This window comes from Caballeronia sp. INDeC2 (assembly GCF_023631325.1).
Taxonomy (GTDB): Bacteria; Pseudomonadota; Gammaproteobacteria; order Burkholderiales; family Burkholderiaceae; genus Caballeronia.
Window position 1 is genome coordinate 595,938 of record NZ_JALQDG010000003.1, and the last position, 21,369, is coordinate 617,306.

Consider the following 21,369-nt stretch of genomic DNA (forward strand, 5'->3'; position numbering starts at 1 on the left):
AAAAATCCCGCCACGCGAACGTGGCGGGAAGACAGGGAACTACCTCAACGCTATGGAACGCCTGAGCGCGTGCGCCGCAACGATGCGGCGCGCGTCGCCCGTTACTTGTGCTCCTCGGCGGAATTCGAAATGGCCTGACCGCCCTTCGAGATGTCCTGGCCAGCTCCCGAGACGGTGTTGCAGCCCGCGAGAGCCGCCGTGCCTGCGATCAGCAGTAGAGCGATGAGTCGAGTCATGTTTATTCCCCTTGGAGTTGAAATGCGTGACAGGAATCGGGTCCGCGCATCGTGTCAGGTGACGGACGCTTTTCGTCGCCCCGCCTACCGGTGTGAACAATCATAAAAAAAGCGGGCTGTTTCAGGCTGTAGGCACGGCTGCGATTTTGTTGTCGGCGGCGTCTGCATTCGGTGTCGGCATCGTCCTACGGGGACGGCGCGACAATCGATGCATCCGCGCTGCGCTCGCGCGGCATCGACACGCTGATGGCCGTGCCTCGCGGCGACGCGCGCTCGATCTCGAAACGCCCGCCACGCGCCGACACACGCTGGCGCATGCCGACGAGCCCATGCGTCTGCGTGCGCTTGAGATCCTGCGGCCGGATGCCGATGCCGTCGTCGGTGATCGAGAGCGACACGTTCTCGTCTTCGACCCCGAGCGTCACGCGGATACGGGTCGCGTGCGCGTATTTCGCCGCATTCGTCAGCGTCTCCTGCGCGACGCGGAAGAGGGCGATCTCGATCGCCTCGCCGAGCTTCACGTCGTCGCCCGGCAGATCGAACTCGACGCTCCAGCCGTTGCGTTGCGCGGCTTCGTCGGCGAGCGAGCGCAGCGCCGTCACGAGACCGAAGCTCGCGAGCACGGTCGGCCGCATGTCCTCGATGATGCGACGTTTCAACGCGATGCCCTGATCCAGATTGCCGAGCGCGCGCGCGAGTTTCTCGGCCATCGCGGGCTCGCTGTCCTTCAGCTTGCCACGCACCCACGCGACATCCATCTTGCTCGCGGTGAGAATCGAGCCGAGCTCGTCGTGCAGTTCGCGCGCGAGCTCCGTCTTTTCGTTTTCGCTGACCGATTGCAAGTGCCAGGCGAGCGCTTCGAGCTGACGCGTGCGCGCGAACACGAGCTGATCCAGCTCTTCCTGCTGCGTGATGAGCGTCTTCTGCACGCGCGCCTGCTTGTCGAGTTGAATGCCCAAATTGCGAAAGAGCAGGATGAACAAGACGATGTTGAGCGCGCACAACGCCGCGACACACAGCGTCGAGATGCGCTGATCCGCGCGGCTGGCGTCGAGCGCGTGCTGCGCGCGCCGTTCCTCGTTCAGACGTAGCAGGGACAACGCCGCGTCGAGCGTCGCGCTCGTGTCGGGCGGCGGCAGCGCGAGTGCGCGCTCACGGGCAGCGGCGTCCGTCGGCAAGGCGGCGAGGCGGGCGGTGCCTTGCGCGATCTCATCGTCGGCGGCGGCGCGGATCTGCGCGAAGCTCGCGAGCGCGGTGTCGTCGCCGATGCGCCGGTAGTACGCATCGAGCCACGCCAGCGTGCGCCGCACGCGCCCCGCCGTGTCGCGAAAGTGCGCGGGAAATGCGCCGTCCGCCTTCAGCGCGAAGCCGCGCTCGTCGGCGGTGAGCGTGGCGATATCGGCGGCAAGCATCGAAAGCTGCGCGGTCGCGCCCTTCGCTTCGAGCGCGGTTTCATATTCCGACGCGATTCGCATGCGGCCCGATTCGAGAATGATCAGTCCGCCCACGGTGATGACGATTGCGACGGTCATCGCAACCGCCCAGCTATAGCGGCGCATCCATTCGTTGAAGCGCGCCGCGCGGCGCGCGAGGCCAGCGGGCGCGGGCGCTTTCGGGAGGTCCGGCTCGTCGGCCACGAACAGGGGCGGGTCGTCTGGCAGGATCGCGGCGGGCGGTACGTGGCTCATGTCGTCGGTGGTTCGGCGTTTCACTTCGGCAGCCGGCTTGAAAGCAAGTGTCGGTGGATTCCCACAGCAAAAAAGGAGCCTGCCCGAATGCGCCGCGCGACGGGCGTCGCTAGCATGGTTCCGTCAACCATTCTTACGGGGAACGATCATGCTGAAGTGGGCCTTGTTTTTCGCGATCGTGGCCGTGATCGCCGGCGTGCTGGGTTTCACGGGCGTCGCGGCGGGAGCGGCGGCCATCGCCAAATTCCTGTTCGTGCTGTTCCTGATCCTGTGCGTCGTATTTCTGGTGCTGGGCTTCGTCGTCACGAAGAAAGCCATCGATTAGCGTCGCTCCGGCAGGATCGCCGGACCGTTTTCAACCACTCATATAGAAGGAGCCCACATGCTTCACTACGCTGCAGTCTTCTTCGTCATCGCCATTATTGCCGCCGTGTTCGGCTTCACCGGCATCGCGGCCGGCGCGGCGGAAATCGCGAAGATTCTTTTCTTCATTTTTCTCGTCGTGTTCGTGGTCACCTTGCTGCTCGGCGTGTTCCGGACATGACGTTCGCAACCGGGCGAAAAGCCTGAACCAGCAAGCCGCGCGCGGAATTTACGACCGTCGCGCGGCTTTTTCGACCGATCAGGCATGGCGCATGCATCACGGTTTCCGATTGGATAGCAGCAGTCTATGCACGCGGCATCTGCAGCGACCTGCTCGAAGCGAAACATCGTCATGTCACCCATCACAGAGGAGCGAACCAAATGTCCACATCGTCTACTGTAAAAGCCGATTCGAACCGGTCCACGGATGCTTTTGTCCTCGATGTCGAAAAAATTCGCGCCGATGCGCGTCAGCACATGGATGAAGGCGCGGTGACGGAAGGGTACGGCGCCGACCGCGAGACGGTCCTGAAGCTGCTCAACGACTCGCTTGCCACGGAAATCGTCTGCACGCTGCGCTACAAGCGCCACTATTTCATGGCGAAGGGCATTCACTCGGAAGCCGTCGCGCAGGAGTTTCTCGAGCACGCGAACGAGGAACAAGAGCACGCCGATTCGCTCGCCGAGCGCATCGTGCAACTGGGCGGTGCGCCGAACTTCGCGCCCGACGGTTTGTCGTCGCGTTCGCATTCCGAGTACAACGAAGGCAAGGATCTGATCGATATGATCCGCGAGAATCTGATCGCGGAGCGCATCGCGATCGATACGTATCGCGAGATCATCCGCTATCTCGGCGACAAGGATGTCACGACGCGACGCATCTTCGAGGACATTCTGGCTGTCGAGGAAGAGCACGCCGACGACATGGCGGATCTGCTGGAAGGCCGTAACGGGTAAGAGCGATGCAGCCGGATATGCTGTGGGCATATCCGGCCGCTTGCATGACATGGCCGATCAACTACTACAAGAGCGTCCGGCAGCGCGGACGACGCGAATGATTCGAGTCTTGATAGCCGACGACCACGCGATCGTGCGCAGCGGATTCAGGCAGTTCGTCGTGGACGAGCCCGACATGGAAGTCGCCGGCGAGGCCGCTACCGGCGACGAAGCCATTGCGCTCGTGCGCGCGCAGGCGTTCGATGTCGTGCTGCTCGATATCGCGATGCCGGACAAGAACGGCGTCGACACCTTGCGCGTCATCAAGCAGATCCGGCCGGAGCAGGGCGTGCTGATGCTTTCGGGCTTTCCGGAGAGCCAGTACGCGATCAACCTGCTGAAGGCGGGCGCGAACGGCTATCTGAACAAGGACGCCGCGCCTGAAGAGATCGTCCGTGCGATCCGCACGGTAGCGCGCGGGCATCGTTATCTGTCCGAGTTCATCGCGGATGCGCTCGCCGACAAGCTCGACAAGCCCGCCGCGGAACGGCCGCACGAGTTGCTGTCGGAGCGCGAGTTCCAGATCTTCTGCAAGCTCGCGGGCGGCCAGATTCCGACGGAAATCGCGCAGGAACTGCATCTGTCGGTGAAGACGGTGAGCACGTATCGCGCGCGCGTGCTCGAAAAAATGCGGCTCTCCAATAACGCCGATCTCACGTATTACGCGATCAAGAACGGTCTGATCGAATAGCGGCGCACCGTTCGAAATCCGCGAGCATTGCCGGAGGGCGCCCGACGTGGGCAATCACATCACCACTGACGACCGAAGCGGACAACCGGGCGCGCGGCGCTCGCCGCTCGCGGTGTTGCTGATCGAGGACTCGCCGCTGATCCGCCGCAGCCTGACCGAGGCGATCGAAGCGCTCGGGCCGTGGCGCGTGAGCGCGTTCGCCGATGCGCCTGACGACGCGATCGCGCTTTTGTCGGCGCAGGCGTTCGATGCGGTGATCGTCGATCTGCAACTGAAGCGCGGATCGGGCATCGACGTGCTCGCGTGGCTGAAAGAACGCGGCGCGGCGCGCCTGCAAAGCGCGTTCGTTGCCGTGCTCACGAATCACGCGCTGCCGACCTATCGCGAGCGCTGCCTGCAATACGGCGTGCGTCACTTCTTCGACAAGTCGCTCGAATTCGATCGCGTGCTCGACGCGCTGTGCGACTACGCACGCGCGCGCGGCTGAATCTTCTATTGCCGATCGCGACCGCGCCAGTGGCTGAAGCCGGCGAGACCCGTCGCCGTGAGACCGGCGAGACAGACGCCCGTCCAGCCCATCGCCTGCCACGCGAGCGAGGCGATTCCCGAACCCAGCGCCCCGCCGATGAAATAAGCCACCATGTACACCGTATTCACGCGGCTGCGCGCGTCGGGCTTTAGCGCGTAGATGCGCGACTGATTCGAAATCTGCGCGGCCTGCACGCCGACATCGAGCACGATCACGCCGACGACCAGCCCCGCGATGCTCGTCGCCGAGAACGCGAACACGACAAACGACAACGCGACGAGCCCGATGCATAGCGAGATGACGGCGCGCGGGCCGCGCTTGTCGGCGGATTTTCCGGCGAGCGGCGCGGCCAGCGCGCCCGCCGCGCCGACGATGCCGAAGAGCCCCGCCGCCTGCGGACCCATGTGAAACGGCTCGCCCGCGAGCAGCAGCGTGAGCACCGACCAGAAGATGCTGAACGCCGCGAAGAGCGCGCCGCCGGTGAGCGACGCCTCGCGCAACGCACGGTTTTCCACCGCAAGATGCCACATCGAGCCGAGCAGTTTGCCGTAACCGAGGGTCGAGGTCGGCCGGCTTTTCGGGAGCCGCGCGATCACGACGGCCGCCAGTGCGATCGTTGCGAGCACGGATGCGCCGAACACGGCCCGCCAGCCGAAATACTGCGCGACGAAGCCCGACACCGTGCGCGCGAGCAGGATGCCAAGCAAAAGCCCGCTCATCACCGTGCCCACGGCGTGGCCGCGCTCGGCGGCGGGCGCGAGCTCGGCGGAGAAGGGCACGGCCTGCTGCGCGATCGTCGATACGATGCCGATCGCGAGACTCGCCGCGATCAGGACGACGAGCGTCGGCGCGCTCGCCGCGACCACGAGCGACGCGCCGAGCGCCGCGAGTTGCAGCAGGATCAGGAGACGCCGGTCGAAGCGGTCGCCGAGCGGCGCGAGCACGAGCATGCCGAGCGCGTAGCCGAGTTGCGTCGAGGCGGGCACCGCGCCGATCAGCCGGGCGTCGTCGGGAAAACTCGCGCGGAAGTCGCCGAGCAGCGGCTGATTGAAATAGATGTTCGCGACCGAGACGCCCGCGATGGTCGCGAGCAGCCACAGCGTGGCGCGCGAATAGTGCGGATGGCGCGCCGGAGGATTCGATTGCGGCGGATTGGGCATGGATCGAAGACGCGCGAGCGCCGCAGAGTGTCGTCAGAAAGGCTGCGGGCCGCCGCCCTGCTCGACGCTCATGCAATGCGTGACGAGTCCGAGATCGGCGCGCCACAGATGCAGGCCGAACGCCGGCGGCTCCATGACGAACGCGTCGGGGCCGTCGGGTTTCAGTTGCAGCGCTACCTGATGCGCGGTCGACGGCGCGCACCATGCGAGCGTGCCGCCGAACCGCGCGCTGATCGCCCGATGCACATGACCGCACACGATGCGCTCGACGTTCGAATGACGGCGCACGAGCGTATCGAGCGTGCGGCTGTCGTCGGGCGCGAGGCGAATGTCGTCCATGAAGCCGATGCCGCACGCGACGGGCGGATGATGCATGCCGATGACCACGGGCCGGTCGCGGCAGCCGTCGAGTTGCGCTTCGAGCCAGCCGAGGCGCGTGGCGCAAAGACGGCCCGCGCCCGAGCCGGGATCGAGCGTGTCGAGCGCGATCACGCGGACGCCGCCGACATCGAATGCGTATTGCACGAAGCCGTCGTGGCCCGTGAGTTCCGGGCGATCGCCGAACACCGCGCGCAGGTTCGCGCGGTCGTCGTGATTGCCGACCATGACGCGCCACGGTACCGCGAGCGTATCGAGGAGCGTGCGCAGATTCCGGTATTCGTCGATGCCGCCCGCATCGACCAGATCGCCCGTGACAAGCACGGCGTCGGGGCGCGGATCGAGCGCATTGAGCACGCCGATCGCGCGGGCGAGAAAGGCGGCCGTGTCGACGCGGCCGTAGGCGAGCGTGCCCGGCGCCGTGATATGCAGATCGCTGATCTGGGCGAGCAGCATGCGCGTGGATCTCCTAGTCGCGGGCGGTTTAGACTCTCAATCGTCGGATGCTGCGACCGGTGGCTTGGGCGCGAGTTTCGCGGGAACGAGCCACTGGAAGCCTGTCATCGACGTCTCGTTGAACGTGCATTCTGCTGCTGCGGGCACTTGCGCCGGCTTGGTGGCGGGCGGCTTCGGCGGCGTCTGGATCGTGCCGTGCACGACCACCCGCAGGCCATGATAACTCGCGCCGGAACCGGTGATTTTCAGCGGCGCGCTGGCGGCGTCGGGATAATCCGCGCGCACCTTGTCCTTGCAGGCGTCGACGTTCTTGTAATAGGACGTGCAGCCGGCGAGATAAGCGAGCGGAATCGAGAGCAGGACGAGCAGCAGTTGGCGGGTGCGATGGTTCATCGATGAATTCGGTCGGTGCCCGATGCCGCGAAGGGATCGGAGCGAAAAGAGGACGGGGCGAAACTTTATATCATGCGCCGCGCGCGGGTTGGGCCGGGCGCTTGTTTTATCGCGCGATGCGGTAGCACAATCGGCACTGTCATTCGATCAGCGCGTTGCGCACGATGGAGGCGACCGCCATGCAGAAGGACATCGAAGTAGGCGACTACCTGCTTGCGTTGCAGGCCACGCCCCGGCCCATCGCGGCCGATGGCGATGCGCAGGGTTTTGCGATCCGCGTGCGCGTGACGCGGCTCGACCGAAAACCCGTGCACGGTTCGACACTCGCCGACGATTCCGGGGAGATGACGGGTGACCACGGGCCGTTCGAGACCGTTGCCGAGGCGGTCGCGCACGGCGAGGCGTGGGGGCGGCATTACGTGGCGCGCGTGCTGGGACATGCGGTGTAGCGGCGGGCCGCGTAAGAGGGGAAGTGGTCCCCGCGTCAGGCGGGTGCAGCGCGGCGAAGGGGACCGCTAGACTCTGTTCATCGACCGGACCATCGCCGAGGCCGCCATGACGCCCGTTGCTCTCTATATCACCCCGAACTACATTGCGTCGGTGCGCAGCGGCAAGACGCGCGACTGCTTTGGCGGAACGGTGCGGTTCATCGGTGTGGATGCGTTGCCGTTCGATATCGAGCATGTGTGCCTGCTCGATCGCGATACGGCGATCGAGGCGCTGTTCGATGCGGTGAGGGATGCGGAGCGGCTGTTGAATGCGGTGTAAGGGAGCTGCTTCGACGGTCAGGAGGACCAAGGCCGCTCGCCTGCTCCGCATCAACACCTGAAAGATGTTCCGTTATGGCTAAAACTGCTTCGGCTCGAAGCCCGAAACGTCGAACTCCAACGTTCGATTGCCTTGCTGGAAGAACGTCGCTTCAAAGCGCACACGTTTCGCCTTCAGCATCGACGCGTAGAACTTGTCGAATGGTTCTATAAACAGAAGCGTCGAATCGCTGTCGGACGGTTCGGTCGCGGAGAAGCTTTGGCCGTTTGCATCGTCGAACCGAACCGTGACGCTGCAGGAACGGATGTGGCAAAGAAATTGCCCACGTTCGATTTGAAGCAATACATCTTTTCCGTGCCGGACGTGTTTTCTCAAGGTGAGTATCGAGTGCTGAGGGCCGCCGTAGGGGAAGTCGAACGTTAATTCGTTCGTGCTTATTACATAGGCGAACTTGTTGGTTCCATTTTGCATCGAGTCGGGCCGCTGCTCGTAATGCCAGTGCGGGCGCGGCGCCGCAGGTGTGGCGTTGTTTGAAGCTCCCGTTGCTGCTTGCGTGGATGTCGATGCGCCACTGGCGGGAAGGGCAGCAGACGGGATTGGTGCCGTTTCGGAATCAGGGCTGGTAAGCCGAGGAAGGACGCCGCCGATGATAAAAAGCACAATCAACGCTAGTACTATTTTGGCGAACAGTGAGGTGCGCTTTACCGGATTCTGTATTCCGCACTTCGGGCAGACCTTGGCTTGATCGCTGACTTCGGTACCGCATTCCCGGCATTTTTTAGCGCCATTATGTTTCTCCGTCCACGCTTGCAGCCAGCCTTAATGAGAAAACACAGCTTGGCTATGCTTGGTAAACATAGGTCAATTCAACTCAAGCTGAATGTGAAAAAATCGGAGGACTGCGGATTGTTTGAGTCCGAGAAATCCTCGGGGAGAAAGATTCGTTTTGCGAGCAGAAATACGTTTCTAAGCGGCAGGGACGGACGAATTCTGAATCTCGGTTCTGGCCGGCGGCGGGTTTGAACCGGGCTATCGATTACCGCAGCATGCGTTACGGAGCGCGCTATAGCTGATGGACGTGAAGTGCCTGTGGGAAGATTAATTCGGGCGTATCTCGCGATGCCCCACAAAAGCCTCGGCAGTCAACAGTCGAGCTTTACCGTCGCTCGCAAAACAAAAAGCCCCGAGAGCGTTACGCTGCCGGGGCCTTCGATAAAACCTGAGTGTCACATCGCTTGCAAACCACTTGGTGCCGGGGACCGGACTCGAACCGGCAAGCCGTGAGGCGGCGGATTTTAAGTCCTAACCCACTGTGTATACGAACAGTGGTTGAGCAAGGCTCCGACGGAAATATAAGGCTCTGCGGGCGGCGCGATACTGTATATAAAAACAGTGGATGACGATAGGTTGGCAGAAAAATGCACACCCCTATCTGCCTCCTATCTTCTCGATCGCCGTCGTCAGTTTCTCGGTGACGAGATGGCTGTAGCGCTTCGTCGAAACGATCGATAGATGCCCGAGCACGCCACCTACGGTGAAGAGGTCGACGCCTGCGTTGATCATCTCCGACGCAGCCGCGTGGCGCAAGTCATGGAAATGCGTCGTTGGGAAACCGGCGGCGCCGCGCGCGGCCTCGAAGTGATTCCCGAACACGTTTGCATTGACTGTGAAGCGCACGCGGCGCGCGAGCACGGCGATGCGCGGGTGGATCGGCACGATACGCGGTTTCCCGTTCTTCGTGTCCGTCAGCACGAAGCCCTTCTTTGTCACCTTGGCGCGCAGGATCTCCGACTTGCGCATGCCGGAATAGAACGCGATGCGGATTCCGGCGCGCACCTCTCGGTGCTTGCATGCCCGCGCGATCAGCAGCATCTCGCGCCGCTGCGGGTAGTGGTGGCGCTCGTTGCTCACAGACGGCATGGCGATGCGCGCGGTTTGATCCTCGGACAGCATGCCGACCTTGTGGGCGTATTTGATCGCCGCGCGCAGGTAGGCGAGCGTGTTGCGAATAGAAGCATCTGTCAGCGGGCGTTTCGGCATGCCGCGATGATCCTTTGCGGCGCGCATATATCCGACGAAGCGAATTGACCAGTCGTGGAGATCGAGCGCGTCCTGATCGGCATACTCGGCGCTCCATTTCTGAAGAATACGGATTCGCTTCACCGCATCCTTCCAACCATCCTTTTTATCGGCGACGTGCTTGCGCACACAGTCGCCGATCGTTACCGTCGCGCGGCGCTCGCCGTTCGCGATCGCATAGATCTCGGCTTCCCATCGCCTGGCTAAACCGTCTGCCTCTGCGGAAGAAACTCCATGAGGGAGAAGCTTGGTTTGGCGGATACGTTCGCCCTTGATGATCCGATTGAACGTCCACCGGTAGCGCTTGCGGCCGTTTTTTGTAATGGTTTCGATTGGCATGATTCGAGGTAGACGTAGAGCGATTGCAGGTCGTAAACGTGCGTCTTGCGCGTGAGTTTGAAGCGTTGAATGAACTGGCCTTCGACGTCGAGCCGGCTGATCAGGTGCGCCGGCACGCCGAGTATCTCGGCAGCTTCCTTGGCGGTCACTCGCTTTCCGGATGCGATTCCCATGTCTGGCTCTCCAGATACGCGCGCGTCACGCGCATGAATTCTTCGATGTTGCTGGTCACTTCAATCCTTCAGTTCTTTCTCAGCCTCTGCCAGCGCTGCGTTCAACTCAGTCATGGCCGCGTGCGATCCGCCTAGACGGTCCGGATGATGAACTGCTGCTCGACGGCGATACTCGGCGCTGATCACTGCCATGTCACGGACGTGCGCCGCCACTCCTAGCACCTCGCGCCACGTTCGCGAGGCACCGGGTGCCGGCAGGGCAGCGAAGCCAGTAAAGGCTGCGGCCATCATGTCCCCCGTCCCCCATCTAGCTATTCCGCGGAGAGCGTCGATCGTCTTTACGATCGCGTGCATGTTGTGCTCGACCTTGTCCCAGCGGTCGCATGCAAAGCACATCTGTTTTCCATCGAGAGTGAAGTAAGCGGCCACGCCTTCGTCCTCTAGTTTGCGATAGCTCGCGTATGGCAAACCGTCCTGGCGCAGCGGAATATTTGTCGAGATCACGAGATTCATACCGCCGAGCCGGCGAACCTCGGCAATGAGGTTGTCGCGCGCGACCGCGAATGTCGCGTTGAACGCGGCGCGGCCTCGCCGGTGCGGCGCGGTGCGAGGCCGGCCTTCGGGCCATTGAAGTGGGTAAGCTGTCGTTTCGCTCAATTCGATTTCTCCTCTTTGCTCGCCACAGCCCACGCTTGACGCGCGTCTGTCGTCATCAGAACGTGCAGTTCCACCAGTTCGACAGGCTCTTCCTCGGTCGCTTCTTCGACGTACTGCCAGTAGTAGTGAACGGCATCGCGATATGCGACATCCTTCGGCCCCGACGTCGCTGCCAGCACCATTCCACCTTTCCTGATTTCAAAGTCAGCCATCCCGCTTCTCCTCTCCGCTCTGCGCGGTTTGCATCGGTTTCCAGTGCGTCGGCGTGTAATAGACGTACATTGAGTCGTCCGGACACCACCACAGGTGACCCCGGCGCTTGAGTGACTGCTCGTTGCGAGGGCCGAAAGAATCGTCGATCTTCGTCATCACATCCTCGCCCTCCGGCGCAGTTTCAATCGGCTGCCATTCGCTCACGCTCCCTCCGTATCTTTGCTCTGCGCGTCGAGAAGGGCGCGGATCGCGTGAGCACAGGTTTCTGCGCCGTCCGACTCGCCTTGAACATAGTCACTGGCGCGGCCTTCCTCAGATCCGGTGTACGGTGCGCGGCCCTTGTACAAATTCCATCGGTCGGTGGACACTTCGTCGCATATCTGCGCCGCCCGCTCCAGCGCCTGGCGCTCGGCTGCTTGCCAGACGGCGAAACTAGCTAACAACATCGTGCGCGGCTGGCTATCGATCCACGCTTCGAATCGTTCTCGGCTAGTCATTTGCCTTCCTTCATAAGTGCGCGGATGGCGTTGGCACATGCAGTACCGGTCTCGTAGCTAACTGCGCTTACAGAGCGCACGCGTTCGCACGCCTCGGCAGCCCGTTCCAACGCTTGGCGTTCGATCTCGCGAAGGTGTTCGTCGTAGATGCGCATTACCTCTCCGAACTTGTGCTCCATCCGATGGAAGCTTGCCTGCGCCATCGTCTCGCCGCCGTAAGCCAGAAGAGCCTTAGCAAACTCGGTCCGACTATTCATTCCCTTCCTCCCCGGATTGCCTTGCTCGGTCGATGGCCTTGTGGATCTTCCAGTCGAATTTGTCGGCGTCGTCATCGAACGTAACCAGCGCGCCTTCCGGACTGCGCAGGTCCACCCATCCTGCGTTGCGCTCTAGGCCGATCTCGATTTGCCAGCCTTCCGGCAGATCGCCGCACGCGCGCTGCATCGGATCGGTGTTGTAGACCGGGTTCCAGTGCTTCCGATCTGACTGGCTTGCATCATCCGGCGCGGGGTGGGTGAATAGCGGAACAGCCCATTCGTCGCCATCAGCGAGCGGCACTTCTTCCTCAGTTTCATACAAGCAGAGGGTTTTGCTGTGCTGCCACCCGGCAGGCTCTTGCTTCCTCTCCGCCAATACGCGGGATTCGAGGGCGGCGCTCCGTGCGGCCTTGTATTGAGCGCGCAGTATTTCGAGAAACTGAACGCACACAACTTCGCCTTGCGGAACTAGTTTCAGTTCATAGGCCATTTGTCGAAGCATCTTAGTGGTTGGCTCTTCAGGTTCCCACGGCCAATTAGTCATTTGCTCGCTCCCTTGGCAAGAATCGATCGGATCTCTTTGTCCGTCTGCAAACGAATAGCTGGATCGCTGATGTGTTTCGTCGCGATCAACACGACCGCATCAATCCTGTCTTGCTCTGCGGACTCGTTAGGGGTACGGCACTCGCTGCACTGGAACGAGTGCATCACTTCTTGCAGAGCAGCCCATACGTCTGAGTACGCGGCCGTATCCCAATGGTCCGGGTAGTGAAGCGTTTCAGCGATCAATGCTGCGTGGTCTTGCTCTGCGGACTTGTCATCACGCAGGATCGACCCGGTAAGCCCTTTGCGCACCAAGTAGTCCAGTGCCTTAGCGCCTAGATCGTTGTCCGGCGAGGCTTTGTTGAGCGCGTGGACTAATCGCTGAACGAGCATCCGCAAATCGTCCACTACACCGGATTGCTCTGCGGACTGGGCGAGAGGGGCGGCGTAGAGCAAAGTGCCGTGTTTGAGCGACTTGTCTCGAATCTTGATGTCCCACGCAGTGTGACCCGTGAGCGTCTCGTATCGAACGATCTCCGCCACCGCCTCTTGCTTGTCGCTCGGATTGGCGGCAAATAAGTTAGCTAGAACGTCAGGCGGAAGCTTGGCCGCGAGTTCGCGGAATTCCGATGCAACTCGGTTGGCAACTTCCATCAATTTTTCTTCCGCCACCGGTTCATCTGAGAGAGGGGCGGGGGTGGCGAGAAGTGCGCGCAATTCGCCGACGCGCACCGTGTAAGCCTCGTCGTCGAGGTATCCGTTCAAATCGTTGAGTGTGGTCATCATTTCCTCAATCATCGTTGTCGCTGCGAGGGCGTTAGGCGGTCAACAAATCAACTTGCCGCGATCGTTCGTCGAGCAGGCCGACGTAATCCGGGTTTAGCTCGCAACCGACGAACTGCCGCCCGAGCTGGCGCGCTGCGATGGCCGTCGATCCGCTGCCGAGGAATGGATCGACCACGATCCCGCCGGGCGGCACCGAATACGCGATCAGCGGCGCGAGGATGCCGAGCGGCTTCTGGGTCGGATGCAGGGCGCGGCCGTGCTCGTTCGCGATGTCGATCACGCTGCGCACCAGTCGCGGGCCGCCGTCCTCGCTGACGTAGTGACCGGCTTCGATGTGGCCGGTGTGCGTCGGGCGCGTTTTGCGGCGCACAGTCTTCGCACGCGCGTCGTTCGTGAACTGCGGCTCCTTGTAGATCTCGCTCCACGCACCGCGGTAGAACTGGACGGCATGCTCATGCACACGGCGGAAGCGGTCGGCATGGAAGCCCGAGCCGTTTTGCTTTTCCCACACGATGTCCTGCGCGTACTTGAAACCGTACGACTCCATCTCGTCAAACATGCCGGCGATGAAGCGCATGCTGCCGAATACCCAGATCGCCGCGGAAGGCTTCAACACGCGCGCGACCTGCACGAGCCAGCCTTCGCAGCGCCTATCCCATGCAAGACTCGTGTCGCCGTAGGGCGGATCCGTGATGCACGCGTCCGCGAACGCTGCAGGCCACGTGCTCATTACCTGTCGGCAATCTCCCGCGTGTACCTTATTGAGCCAGTCGCTCATTTCTCTCTCGCAATAGGTGTTTCGGCAATCACTTCGTCAGCCGCTTGGATGAACGCGGCAGCTTGGTGCGCGTTGATCGCGTTGCCGTAGGCGCGCAGGCGTCCCACTCGGGAGGAAGCCCCATCAACCAGCGGGAATGAGCCGGGTTCAACTGGCCGCCACTTTTCGTCGCGGCAGAGCAGCCAGTCAGCATCTCGCCAGAAGCCGTTAGTCGGGCCGGCTGGCTCGATACGTTCGAAGCCGTCAGGCAAGCCATCGCCGCCAGATCGGGACCGTGCAAGCGCATCGCCTCGCGGATACCGCCTTCCGTCGAGCGCACACCCTTGTCCGCGAGTGCCGATGTCGGCGTCGGCCAGTTCGCCAGCTTCGCGACCAGACCGAGGTCCGTCAGGCTCGCGCCCATCTTCGATCCCTTCGCGATCGACTTCAGCTTTCGCGCGATGAACTGCTCTGGTGTTCCGCCTGCCTCGCACGCTGTTGGTGTAGGCCACGAAGAACGACCGATCGCGGATGTGCGGAGCACCGACGCCCGCAGACGGGAACGGGACACACCCGAGGGCGTAACCCATTGCTTCCAAGTCAGCTTGAACAAGGTCGATCCAAGGTTCGACGTCTTTGCTCGCAACCTGCTCTCCAAGGATCGTTGGAGGTCGGCGCTCGCCGATGAGCCATGCCCAAGCGGGCCAAAGGTGCCGCTCATCATCAAACCCAAGTCCTTTGCCTGCCGCGCTGAAAGGTTGGCACGGACAGGAACCGGTCCAAACAGGTCGGTCATCAGGCCATCCGGCGAGCCGAAGGGCATACGACCAGACGCCGATTCCGGCGAAGAAATGACACTGGTCGTATCCTCGGAGGTCGTCAGGTCGAACATCCTCAATGCTCCTTTCGTCGACGTCGCCAGGCGCGATGCGCCCGGCGGTTATCAGGTTGCGCAGCCATTGCGCGGCGTGTTTGTTTATCTCGTTGTAATAGACTCGGGGCACGTTGTTCTCGCAATAACAGCATTCCCGACAATGACGCTGACTCTCTGCCCGGTTATGTGCGAGAGCACTTCCACGAAGGCCACGCAAGCGGCGTGGATGAGGGCGTCAGTGGCTTTCTTCGCGCGGCCTAGGCGGTCTAGGGCTTCGAGCAGCGCGAGGTATGGGTGGGATAGGCGGATCATTGGCCGGTGGCTTTTGCAATTGCGGCGCGGGCCATGTCGAACTCGACGGTTGCTCGGTCCGCGACAGAGACGACCGCTTGAAGCGCTTCGAGCAACTCAGGCGCTGCGGCGATCAGGTTGGCATTCGCCGTTTCCTGCTCGCTATCGCCGAACGCTTCCGAGTAGACACGCGCGAGCAACGTATTAGCGGCGACTGCTGAATGTGGCAGACCGGGCTGCGCAATGCGCCCGTGGTTGGTCCACGGGCCGCGAGTGTGCTTCGTGCTCATGCTGTCCTCTTTAATCGTTATCCGGCGCAGAGCCGGGGGTGTCTGGCGTCAGAACGAGTCGATCTCGTCTTCGGTCGCCGCAGTCGTGTACGTCGGCGTGTAGCCGCCTTGCACATAGAACGGCTCGCCGCACAGTACCGAGGGGCAGACGACCTTAGTTCGGCGTTCTTCGGGCGCGAGCGCCCACAGGTCGTCGCCGTCGCTGCCTTCCGCGTAGTGGTTTGCGCCCATCTCGTCGTCGGTCATCTGGTGGCGGCAATGCGGGCAAATGATGTGCGGCTGCTTGTAGCGGTCGAGGTAGTCGAGAAAGTCGCTCATGCTTTCTCTCCGGTTGCCTCGCGCAAGTCGATTTCGAAGTCGTCGAACTCGAAGTCGTCGAAGCTGATGATCGCGATGCCCGCGCTGCCGTCCATCTTCGGGAAGCCTTCTTCGCGACCTTCGCGCAGGCTTCGCGTCCCACTCCACGACGCGATGCTCTCGCGCAGGGCGATCAGATAGACCATCTTCAGCCACTCGTCGAAGTTCGGCTTGTCGGCCCAGAAGTCGCTGCATTCCTTGAACTGGGCATCGGTGAAGACTGCGTGGTCGATCTCAAGGACCATTTCGGCGGCGCTGGCGTAGGTAAGGTGGTAGCGCTTCTTCACTGCTTCTCTCCGGTTGCCTTGATAGTCACTCTTCGCCGTCATTCGACTTGAACGCCGCAAGGAAGTCGTCATCGGTCGGAAGGGCATCGAGCGGCCACGATGCAACGAACTTGCACTGGTGGTATCGATACGGCTCGCCGCCGTTATCCTTAAACGTGTGGCCACCGGGATGCAGCGGGAACGACGCGAATCTTTCGCCTTCGGGAAGCGGTGATGTGTTGAATCCCTTGAAGGCCTCGAACGTGCCCTTATCGAAATCAGCCAGCCAGACCCATTCGCATGACAGAGAATCGCCAGCAGAGTCGGCGTCGATTCGAAGAGGAACAGCGCCATTCGCGCTCTGAATCATCGAAAGGATTTTTGCGCCAGTATCGCGGCTCATGCTCGGGTGGTGCAGCTTGAAGTTTTCCGAGACTCCCATACTGATCCATCCTGTCTCGATCGCTTCGTCATCCGCACCCGCATCGCGATACCACTGATCGATCTGCTCGCGAGTCGGCTGAAATGTCTGTTCGAGCGACGACATAAAGCGCGGCTTGTCCATCGTGTCACGAAGGAACGTGAGAGCCGTAAGGCCTTGTCCATCCGGATAGCCGTCCCACTGACCGTATTGAGCCACTTTGTATTCGCCGTTCAGCACGACGCACGTCAGATTTCGCGTTCCCATTTTTCAAGTCCTCGTTCAGTTACCAGATGCAATGCGCGTCGACTCTGGTTGCGAGTCTTGACGCGAGATGAGTTCCTTCGGCTTGCGCTTGCACTCGAAGCCGGCGTCGCGCATCGCCTGGTAGATTTCCTCGCTGATCTGGCAGCGGATGCCGATCGCTGCGGCGCGCAGGGCGGCTGCGTGTTCGGCATCGACGGTGGACTGGCGCGTCATTTCAGCGGCAGCGACTTCCAGCACACATGACCGCTGGTCTTTGCTGGAACCGAAAGCACCGCTAAACCCGGCAACAGCAAATCCACCTTGCGTCGTCTGGCCGCAGTTGAACTGCGAAAAGCTCGCTGCATAAGCACCGAGAATCGGCGCGGAAACATTACGAACCGTCTGGGTTGTGTGCTCCGGCGTCTGACTAAATTGGATGGAACCCTGAGCGACCGACTGCGAAGAACTAGTCTGATTCGCTTCGGACGTGCTCTGCGCATGCGCATGGCCGATCCCCAGAAGTGTTACGATTAACGCGGTCGTGAATTTATTCATGGCGGCTCCTTCCTCGTGTGGAGTCAGGCCCCGGGTGTTCCTAGGCACTCGGGGCCTCTTCGTTTGTGGGCTTAGTACGCGAACGAGCCGTTGAGATTCGTGTAGCCGTAGCTCGAATAATCGACACCAGCGCCGGCACCCGTTTGGCCAGTCGCGCTGCCGCTCGTGTAACCGCCCGAATTCGCAACCGTGTTCGAGCCACCGACAGCGCCCGAGAACGAACCGCCCGCGCCGATTGCGCCGATGCCGTTGTAGGCATACGATCCGGCAGCGCCCGCGCCGATCGCCGTGCCGCCTGCGGCATAGCCGGTGGCTGCGCTGTTCGACTCCTGATGCGAATAATCCGTCGAGTTCGACGTGGTTTGCGCCATCGAACCGCCCGACAGCGACACCGACGAACCGAAACCGCCGCTGACGCCGAACGAATCAGCCGCTTGTGCGTGACCAACGAATGCTGCGAGAACCGCGACTGCCAGAATTGCCTTCTTCATTTGTGTTGCTCCTCGTGATTTACGCGAATCCGTCGCGCGGCGGGTTGTGAATTTGGCGGCCGTCTCTCCGACCTGTCACGCCTAGATCTCGCCGCGGCGTTCCGTACCTCAGTGGAACCGTTTCAGGCTGAAAGCGGCCAGTCGATGCGCAGCTGCGCTTCTTCGATTTCGGCCATGCGATCAATCTCGTTTGCAGCGCCACGAATAAGAGCGATTGCACCGCCGCCGATCATCAACAAAGAGAGGACTACTACGGTTAATGTCATCATGATGGTGAGCTTTTATAGTCTAAATAGTTCAGGCTGCCTTACGCCTCAGAATTTGTTCGTTTTCGCTGACGATTCGTTCGAAGTCGATAAGATCGGTCTCGAGCTTCTCAATAAACGTTTCGTCGCGCTCCACGCGGACGTGATATATCTGCTTTCCGATGGATTCGAGCTGCGGGCAGTACATGACAAAATCAGCCCACTTTCGACCTGTGATCCAGAGCCCACCTTGGATCTGATGCACGTACTCGCTCAGATCGCCGTCGCGCCACATTGAGACGATCTTCTCAGCGCTCGCCAAACTCTTGATCTCGATGAGACCGTCATCGCCGATGAAGCCGTCTGTCGAGTAACCGAAAAGACGGTCGTCGGTGAGAACGATTCCTGACTCTGAAGCGAAGTTGCTCGTCAGAGCTTCGTATTCCATACGTGCGGACGGCTCCATCTCTGTGCCGCGTTTCATCTGCCATGACACAAAGGTCTCGTCACAAGGCTGCTTGCTGATTCGCTCGATCGCTACCTGAGCCGCGTAGAGCGTCGCCTTAGCAGTCATCGCGCCTTTCTGGGTCTTGTCGCATGCGTCGCGAAACTTGCTTGCAGTGATCACGCCGACCCGAGCGGCGTGCCACGCTTCGCTGCCTTGTTGGCATTCGATGACGATCATTGCCTTTCCTTTTCCAGAGTTGCTGCAAACTCATCGGAGAAGTCGTCGTCTTTACCCGGCTCACGTGCCGTTGGTTCTTGTGCAGCAGTGAACGACTTTCCTTTCGCTTCGACAGAGGCCTTGAACGCGTTATATGCTGGCATGTCTTTCGACGCCTTGAACACCTTCACGCCTTCAGTCCATACCAACTTTAGCGCTTCCGCTGTGGTCGAATCGTTCGCCTTCTCGATCCACTTCTGAGCGAGCGCTGAGTCTGTCACCGGCCCTGCATCAGCAAATTGCTCGCGGATCGTCTCGTCAAGGTCTTCAAGGTCTTGAGCAAAGATGTCCGAGCATCCTAGCGCGGTTAGCGTCAGATCAATCTGTGCGCGCTTCTTTGCCATTTTGAGAACCGTATTGGCCATGTCGGCCGGAGAGACGCGAATCTGCTGCGTCTGTTGGACCTTGTTCTGCCACTTACTCCACTTCACACGGCGATCAGCTTCGTCTGCGGCGTCGAACTCCTCTTGACAAACAGCGCGGCGCCACGCGTATTTGTCTTCGCCTGTAGAGCATTCGCCGACGCCATACCCGACTTCATTCCCCGTCCCGATGTGACGGCCGACGCATTTCACCCGATAGCGAATTTCGCGGATGCGGTTGCGCTCGTCACGGCTGATGAACTCTTCGACGATAGGCTCAACCGCAATGCGGAAGGTTGAGAGAAGCGCTTCGGACCCTGCTTTGTACAGACTGGGCTGTTTGCAGCCCGGAATGACACCGTAGTGAACGTCTTGCTTCATCACCGAGTGCATCACCGTTTGAATGGTGCGCGCGGTCTGGAGGGTGTCTTGAACAGAGATTGGTGCCGAATGGCTACGCACTTCCACAATGTCGTTACTCATACTGACCTCGATAAAATGCAGCCGTACCAAATTAGCGCGATCATCACGCCATACACGAGCATCCAGACAATCGGCGCGAATCGCGCTTTACGCCGAGGCGCAGAGAGTTTTTGCGTCGAGTAAGGCCCGAACGCCTCGCTGATGGAGCGGGGCGTTCGGCATGTGAAGTCTTTCAGGTCACGCGAGAACATGTCGATCCCCTACGAAAGGAACGTCGCGATCACGCCGACAGAGAAGATGGCTCCAAGGCAAATCGTGAGGTATGCAGCGAACACGCTTGCATCGTTAAGTTCTTGCTCTGTTGCGGTTCGCATTAACGCCCCCTCGGTTTGCTAATTTGTTCCCACGCGCGACGCTTCGCAATCTTCTCGATTGCATCCGTGAAGACGCCTTCTAGCTGGTAAGCGAAGTGCGTGCGATCCTTGTCGAGCGCATGCATCAGATACGCTTTCTTACGCGAGTCGAGGTCCGTCAGTTCCTCGATCACGTCGTCGAACGTGACCTCGCGCGCCGCGGCTTCTTTCGCGTCCTCGAATTCCAGATCGGCGCGCTCTTGCCGAGCGGCGGCTAGATCAGTCATGAAGTCGTAGAGACGACTGGCTTGTGCGATGCTCATGCTGTTGCCACTCCCATAAATTCGTGGAATTGCGCGTCGTTCATATCGGTGCAGTCCGTCCAGCCCGCCACCAGCAGACAGTCGACTGCGCTCGGGTGATGCCACTCGGCTGTCTTGCGCGACGGACATACGAGCAGGCGGAATCCTTGGTCACGTAAATTCACTTGGTCACCTCACGTCTCAATGAAGCGTCCTCAACGTGGGCGCTTTAGTGAAACCTGCTTTCAGCAGTACTTATCACAATGGACTAAGAAATGACCGCTCCCCGAACGGACATTCATCAATCCACTGTCACGCACGGCCCGGCTACTCCCGATCGAATCGGCTCCGGGCCCGTGAGTGGTTGATCAATTCGCTAGACGTTCTATAACTGCATCTGGCAGCCAGGCGTTTCGCGAATAGCCGTCGATCTTGTGTCAGGGGTAACGGGTTGAGCCCTGGGCCTAGCCGCTCACATCGAGCAATCGGCCTGTTCTATCTCTTCCGACTTGTTAAAGAGCGTCGCCGCTTCTGGCGTTGCGCCGTTCGTTCAGCGCATGTAGGCATATTAGGCAAAGCCTAGGAGCATGTCAAGGCAAAGCCTAAAATAATTTCGAGTGAAATTCGCGGCAGACTGGCTGGAACAACTGGAGGACGTCATGACCCCACTCGACGTGATTACTATTTTCGAAAGACTGAATGTGGAGGGAAGGGCGGATGTACCGATCGATGGGACCGTCGCCGGGTTCGCTGGATGGCTGGCCGATGCGTGGGAACGGCTCGACGATGACGACATCGCGCTGCTGACGTCGGTGGGTGCGACGCTGTGGCGGGAAGGGTTCGCCAGGCGTGGGAAACGCGGGGAAGCGCTCAGCTAGCCTTGGCGTACCGCGGCGAGAGTTCGGGCGCCGACTCGATTTCGGCTAGGAGGGACGCGGCTACGCTGGCTTGCGACGGCAGCAGACGGTTGCTGCTCGCGATGCGCTCGATGCGGCCGCGCCAGTAGGGAAGAGGGAGGACGCGGTTTTGTTCTGTGATGATCGTCGCCAGCACTGCGCGCAGGTGCGCGAGGTCTTGATCGACGAGCCGCAACTCGTAAGAGCTGGCGAGGGTGTCTCTGGGTTCCATGCCAAAAATATCGGCAGGGAAGCGCCCATCTTAAGTGCCTGCTAACAAAAAACCCGCCGAAGCGGGTTTGTGGACGAAAGCC

General features: G+C 61.0%; 35 protein-coding genes and 1 pseudogene. 8 read left to right on the forward strand and 28 right to left on the reverse strand.

Annotated elements, in window-relative coordinates:
• Positions 1-101 precede the first annotated feature (101 nt).
• Positions 102-236, reverse strand: coding sequence for an entericidin A/B family lipoprotein (locus tag NCS28_RS04385; protein ID WP_016344885.1), 135 nt, complete (start codon positions 234-236; stop codon positions 102-104).
• A gap of 185 nt (positions 237-421) precedes the next feature.
• A complete protein-coding gene (locus NCS28_RS04390) occupies positions 422-1,924 on the reverse strand; it encodes a sensor histidine kinase (RefSeq protein ID WP_250513055.1) in 1,503 nt (500 codons plus the stop codon).
• Between the two features lie 148 nt (positions 1,925-2,072).
• On the opposite strand from NCS28_RS04390, the gene NCS28_RS04395 reads away from it, so the two are divergent.
• The 5 genes from NCS28_RS04395 (at position 2,073) to NCS28_RS04415 (ending at position 4,461) form a co-directional block, all read left to right on the forward strand.
• Entirely contained in the window at positions 2,073-2,249 is a 177-nt protein-coding gene (locus NCS28_RS04395; RefSeq protein WP_008350561.1) for a DUF1328 domain-containing protein, read from the forward strand.
• A 57-nt stretch (positions 2,250-2,306) separates the two neighbouring features.
• Positions 2,307-2,468, forward strand: coding sequence for a DUF1328 family protein (locus NCS28_RS04400; RefSeq protein WP_016344888.1), 162 nt, complete (start codon positions 2,307-2,309; stop codon positions 2,466-2,468).
• A gap of 200 nt (positions 2,469-2,668) precedes the next feature.
• Positions 2,669-3,244 (forward strand): ferritin-like domain-containing protein, encoded by a 576-nt coding sequence (locus NCS28_RS04405; protein ID WP_250512642.1) that lies wholly within the window; start codon positions 2,669-2,671, stop codon positions 3,242-3,244.
• A 97-nt stretch (positions 3,245-3,341) separates the two neighbouring features.
• Entirely contained in the window at positions 3,342-3,974 is a 633-nt protein-coding gene (locus tag NCS28_RS04410; RefSeq protein WP_250512643.1) for a response regulator, read from the forward strand.
• A gap of 46 nt (positions 3,975-4,020) precedes the next feature.
• Positions 4,021-4,461 (forward strand): response regulator, encoded by a 441-nt coding sequence (locus NCS28_RS04415; RefSeq protein ID WP_250512644.1) that lies wholly within the window; start codon positions 4,021-4,023, stop codon positions 4,459-4,461.
• Between the two features lie 5 nt (positions 4,462-4,466).
• Here the strand turns inward: NCS28_RS04415 and NCS28_RS04420 are convergent, their stop codons facing one another.
• From NCS28_RS04420 to NCS28_RS04430, 3 genes are read right to left on the reverse strand one after another with little or no spacing between them, the layout of a single operon-like run.
• Complete coding sequence (locus NCS28_RS04420) at positions 4,467-5,663, reverse strand: MFS transporter (RefSeq protein WP_250512645.1); 1,197 nt, start codon at positions 5,661-5,663, stop codon at positions 4,467-4,469.
• Between the two features lie 33 nt (positions 5,664-5,696).
• Entirely contained in the window at positions 5,697-6,497 is an 801-nt protein-coding gene (locus NCS28_RS04425) for a phosphodiesterase (RefSeq protein WP_250512646.1), read from the reverse strand.
• Positions 6,498-6,533: 36 nt separating this feature from the next.
• The gene (locus NCS28_RS04430; protein WP_250512647.1) at positions 6,534-6,890 is read right to left on the reverse strand and encodes a hypothetical protein; all 357 of its coding nucleotides are present in this window, start codon (positions 6,888-6,890) and stop codon (positions 6,534-6,536) included.
• Positions 6,891-7,069: 179 nt separating this feature from the next.
• Here NCS28_RS04430 and NCS28_RS04435 point away from each other — a divergent pair, with 179 nt between their 5' ends.
• Complete coding sequence (locus tag NCS28_RS04435) at positions 7,070-7,339, forward strand: hypothetical protein (protein ID WP_250512648.1); 270 nt, start codon at positions 7,070-7,072, stop codon at positions 7,337-7,339.
• A 106-nt stretch (positions 7,340-7,445) separates the two neighbouring features.
• Complete coding sequence (locus NCS28_RS04440; protein WP_062252909.1) at positions 7,446-7,658, forward strand: hypothetical protein; 213 nt, start codon at positions 7,446-7,448, stop codon at positions 7,656-7,658.
• Between the two features lie 78 nt (positions 7,659-7,736).
• Here NCS28_RS04440 and NCS28_RS04445 read toward each other — a convergent pair whose 3' ends face one another.
• From NCS28_RS04445 to NCS28_RS04545, 22 genes and pseudogenes are all read right to left on the reverse strand, one after another.
• The gene (locus NCS28_RS04445) at positions 7,737-8,318 is read right to left on the reverse strand and encodes a hypothetical protein (protein ID WP_250512649.1); all 582 of its coding nucleotides are present in this window, start codon (positions 8,316-8,318) and stop codon (positions 7,737-7,739) included.
• Between the two features lie 60 nt (positions 8,319-8,378).
• Positions 8,379-8,471: pseudogene (locus tag NCS28_RS33310) on the reverse strand (zinc-ribbon domain-containing protein); the annotation flags it as partial.
• Between the two features lie 615 nt (positions 8,472-9,086).
• A complete protein-coding gene (locus tag NCS28_RS04450) occupies positions 9,087-10,076 on the reverse strand; it encodes a tyrosine-type recombinase/integrase (protein ID WP_250512650.1) in 990 nt (329 codons plus the stop codon).
• Positions 10,077-10,309: 233 nt separating this feature from the next.
• Positions 10,310-10,906, reverse strand: a complete 597-nt coding sequence (locus tag NCS28_RS04455; RefSeq protein WP_250512651.1) for a J domain-containing protein — start codon at positions 10,904-10,906, stop codon at positions 10,310-10,312.
• Positions 10,903-11,118, reverse strand: coding sequence for a hypothetical protein (locus tag NCS28_RS04460; protein WP_250512652.1), 216 nt, complete (start codon positions 11,116-11,118; stop codon positions 10,903-10,905). The genes NCS28_RS04455 and NCS28_RS04460 overlap by 4 nt, the downstream gene beginning before the upstream one ends.
• Positions 11,111-11,323: a hypothetical protein gene (locus tag NCS28_RS04465; RefSeq protein ID WP_250512653.1), complete on the reverse strand. Its 213-nt coding sequence runs from the start codon at positions 11,321-11,323 to the stop codon at positions 11,111-11,113. Before NCS28_RS04465 ends, NCS28_RS04460 begins: the two co-directional genes overlap by 8 nt.
• Entirely contained in the window at positions 11,320-11,616 is a 297-nt protein-coding gene (locus NCS28_RS04470; RefSeq protein ID WP_250512654.1) for a hypothetical protein, read from the reverse strand. The genes NCS28_RS04465 and NCS28_RS04470 overlap by 4 nt, the downstream gene beginning before the upstream one ends.
• On the reverse strand, positions 11,613-11,873 hold the full coding sequence (locus NCS28_RS04475) for a hypothetical protein (RefSeq protein ID WP_250512655.1): 261 nt from the start codon (positions 11,871-11,873) through the stop codon (positions 11,613-11,615). The genes NCS28_RS04470 and NCS28_RS04475 overlap by 4 nt, the downstream gene beginning before the upstream one ends.
• A complete protein-coding gene (locus tag NCS28_RS04480) occupies positions 11,866-12,363 on the reverse strand; it encodes a hypothetical protein (protein WP_250512656.1) in 498 nt (165 codons plus the stop codon). Before NCS28_RS04480 ends, NCS28_RS04475 begins: the two co-directional genes overlap by 8 nt.
• Before the next feature lie 50 nt (positions 12,364-12,413).
• The gene (locus NCS28_RS04485; protein ID WP_250512657.1) at positions 12,414-13,202 is read right to left on the reverse strand and encodes a hypothetical protein; all 789 of its coding nucleotides are present in this window, start codon (positions 13,200-13,202) and stop codon (positions 12,414-12,416) included.
• Positions 13,203-13,233: 31 nt separating this feature from the next.
• Positions 13,234-13,932 (reverse strand): DNA-methyltransferase, encoded by a 699-nt coding sequence (locus NCS28_RS04490; protein ID WP_250512658.1) that lies wholly within the window; start codon positions 13,930-13,932, stop codon positions 13,234-13,236.
• A gap of 44 nt (positions 13,933-13,976) precedes the next feature.
• Positions 13,977-14,963: a DNA cytosine methyltransferase gene (locus NCS28_RS04495; RefSeq protein WP_250512659.1), complete on the reverse strand. Its 987-nt coding sequence runs from the start codon at positions 14,961-14,963 to the stop codon at positions 13,977-13,979.
• Between the two features lie 178 nt (positions 14,964-15,141).
• Entirely contained in the window at positions 15,142-15,414 is a 273-nt protein-coding gene (locus NCS28_RS04500) for an XkdD/Y8K6 family phage-associated protein (RefSeq protein ID WP_250512660.1), read from the reverse strand.
• 48 nt (positions 15,415-15,462) lie between these two features.
• Positions 15,463-15,732, reverse strand: a complete 270-nt coding sequence (locus tag NCS28_RS04505; RefSeq protein WP_250512661.1) for a hypothetical protein — start codon at positions 15,730-15,732, stop codon at positions 15,463-15,465.
• On the reverse strand, positions 15,729-16,058 hold the full coding sequence (locus NCS28_RS04510; protein ID WP_250512662.1) for a DUF2528 family protein: 330 nt from the start codon (positions 16,056-16,058) through the stop codon (positions 15,729-15,731). The genes NCS28_RS04505 and NCS28_RS04510 overlap by 4 nt, the downstream gene beginning before the upstream one ends.
• Before the next feature lie 25 nt (positions 16,059-16,083).
• Entirely contained in the window at positions 16,084-16,698 is a 615-nt protein-coding gene (locus tag NCS28_RS04515; protein ID WP_250512663.1) for a hypothetical protein, read from the reverse strand.
• Positions 16,699-16,740: 42 nt separating this feature from the next.
• A complete protein-coding gene (locus NCS28_RS04520; protein WP_250512664.1) occupies positions 16,741-17,259 on the reverse strand; it encodes a hypothetical protein in 519 nt (172 codons plus the stop codon).
• Positions 17,260-17,330: 71 nt separating this feature from the next.
• A complete protein-coding gene (locus NCS28_RS04525) occupies positions 17,331-17,750 on the reverse strand; it encodes a hypothetical protein (protein WP_250512665.1) in 420 nt (139 codons plus the stop codon).
• Positions 17,751-17,872: 122 nt separating this feature from the next.
• The gene (locus NCS28_RS04530; protein WP_250512666.1) at positions 17,873-18,019 is read right to left on the reverse strand and encodes a hypothetical protein; all 147 of its coding nucleotides are present in this window, start codon (positions 18,017-18,019) and stop codon (positions 17,873-17,875) included.
• Between the two features lie 28 nt (positions 18,020-18,047).
• Positions 18,048-18,680 carry a lambda exonuclease family protein gene (locus NCS28_RS04535; protein ID WP_250512667.1) on the reverse strand — a complete coding sequence of 211 codons (633 nt, stop codon included), beginning with the start codon at positions 18,678-18,680 and terminating at the stop codon, positions 18,048-18,050.
• Positions 18,677-19,564, reverse strand: a complete 888-nt coding sequence (locus tag NCS28_RS04540) for a hypothetical protein (RefSeq protein ID WP_250512668.1) — start codon at positions 19,562-19,564, stop codon at positions 18,677-18,679. The genes NCS28_RS04535 and NCS28_RS04540 overlap by 4 nt, the downstream gene beginning before the upstream one ends.
• Positions 19,565-19,877: 313 nt before the next feature.
• Complete coding sequence (locus NCS28_RS04545; RefSeq protein WP_250512669.1) at positions 19,878-20,180, reverse strand: hypothetical protein; 303 nt, start codon at positions 20,178-20,180, stop codon at positions 19,878-19,880.
• Between the two features lie 638 nt (positions 20,181-20,818).
• On the opposite strand from NCS28_RS04545, the gene NCS28_RS04550 reads away from it, so the two are divergent.
• Complete coding sequence (locus tag NCS28_RS04550; RefSeq protein WP_250512670.1) at positions 20,819-21,037, forward strand: hypothetical protein; 219 nt, start codon at positions 20,819-20,821, stop codon at positions 21,035-21,037.
• On the opposite strand, the gene NCS28_RS04555 is transcribed toward NCS28_RS04550, so the two are convergent.
• Positions 21,030-21,287: a hypothetical protein gene (locus tag NCS28_RS04555; RefSeq protein ID WP_250512671.1), complete on the reverse strand. Its 258-nt coding sequence runs from the start codon at positions 21,285-21,287 to the stop codon at positions 21,030-21,032. The two genes, NCS28_RS04550 and NCS28_RS04555, sit on opposite strands and share 8 nt — an antisense overlap.
• Positions 21,288-21,369 lie beyond the last annotated feature (82 nt).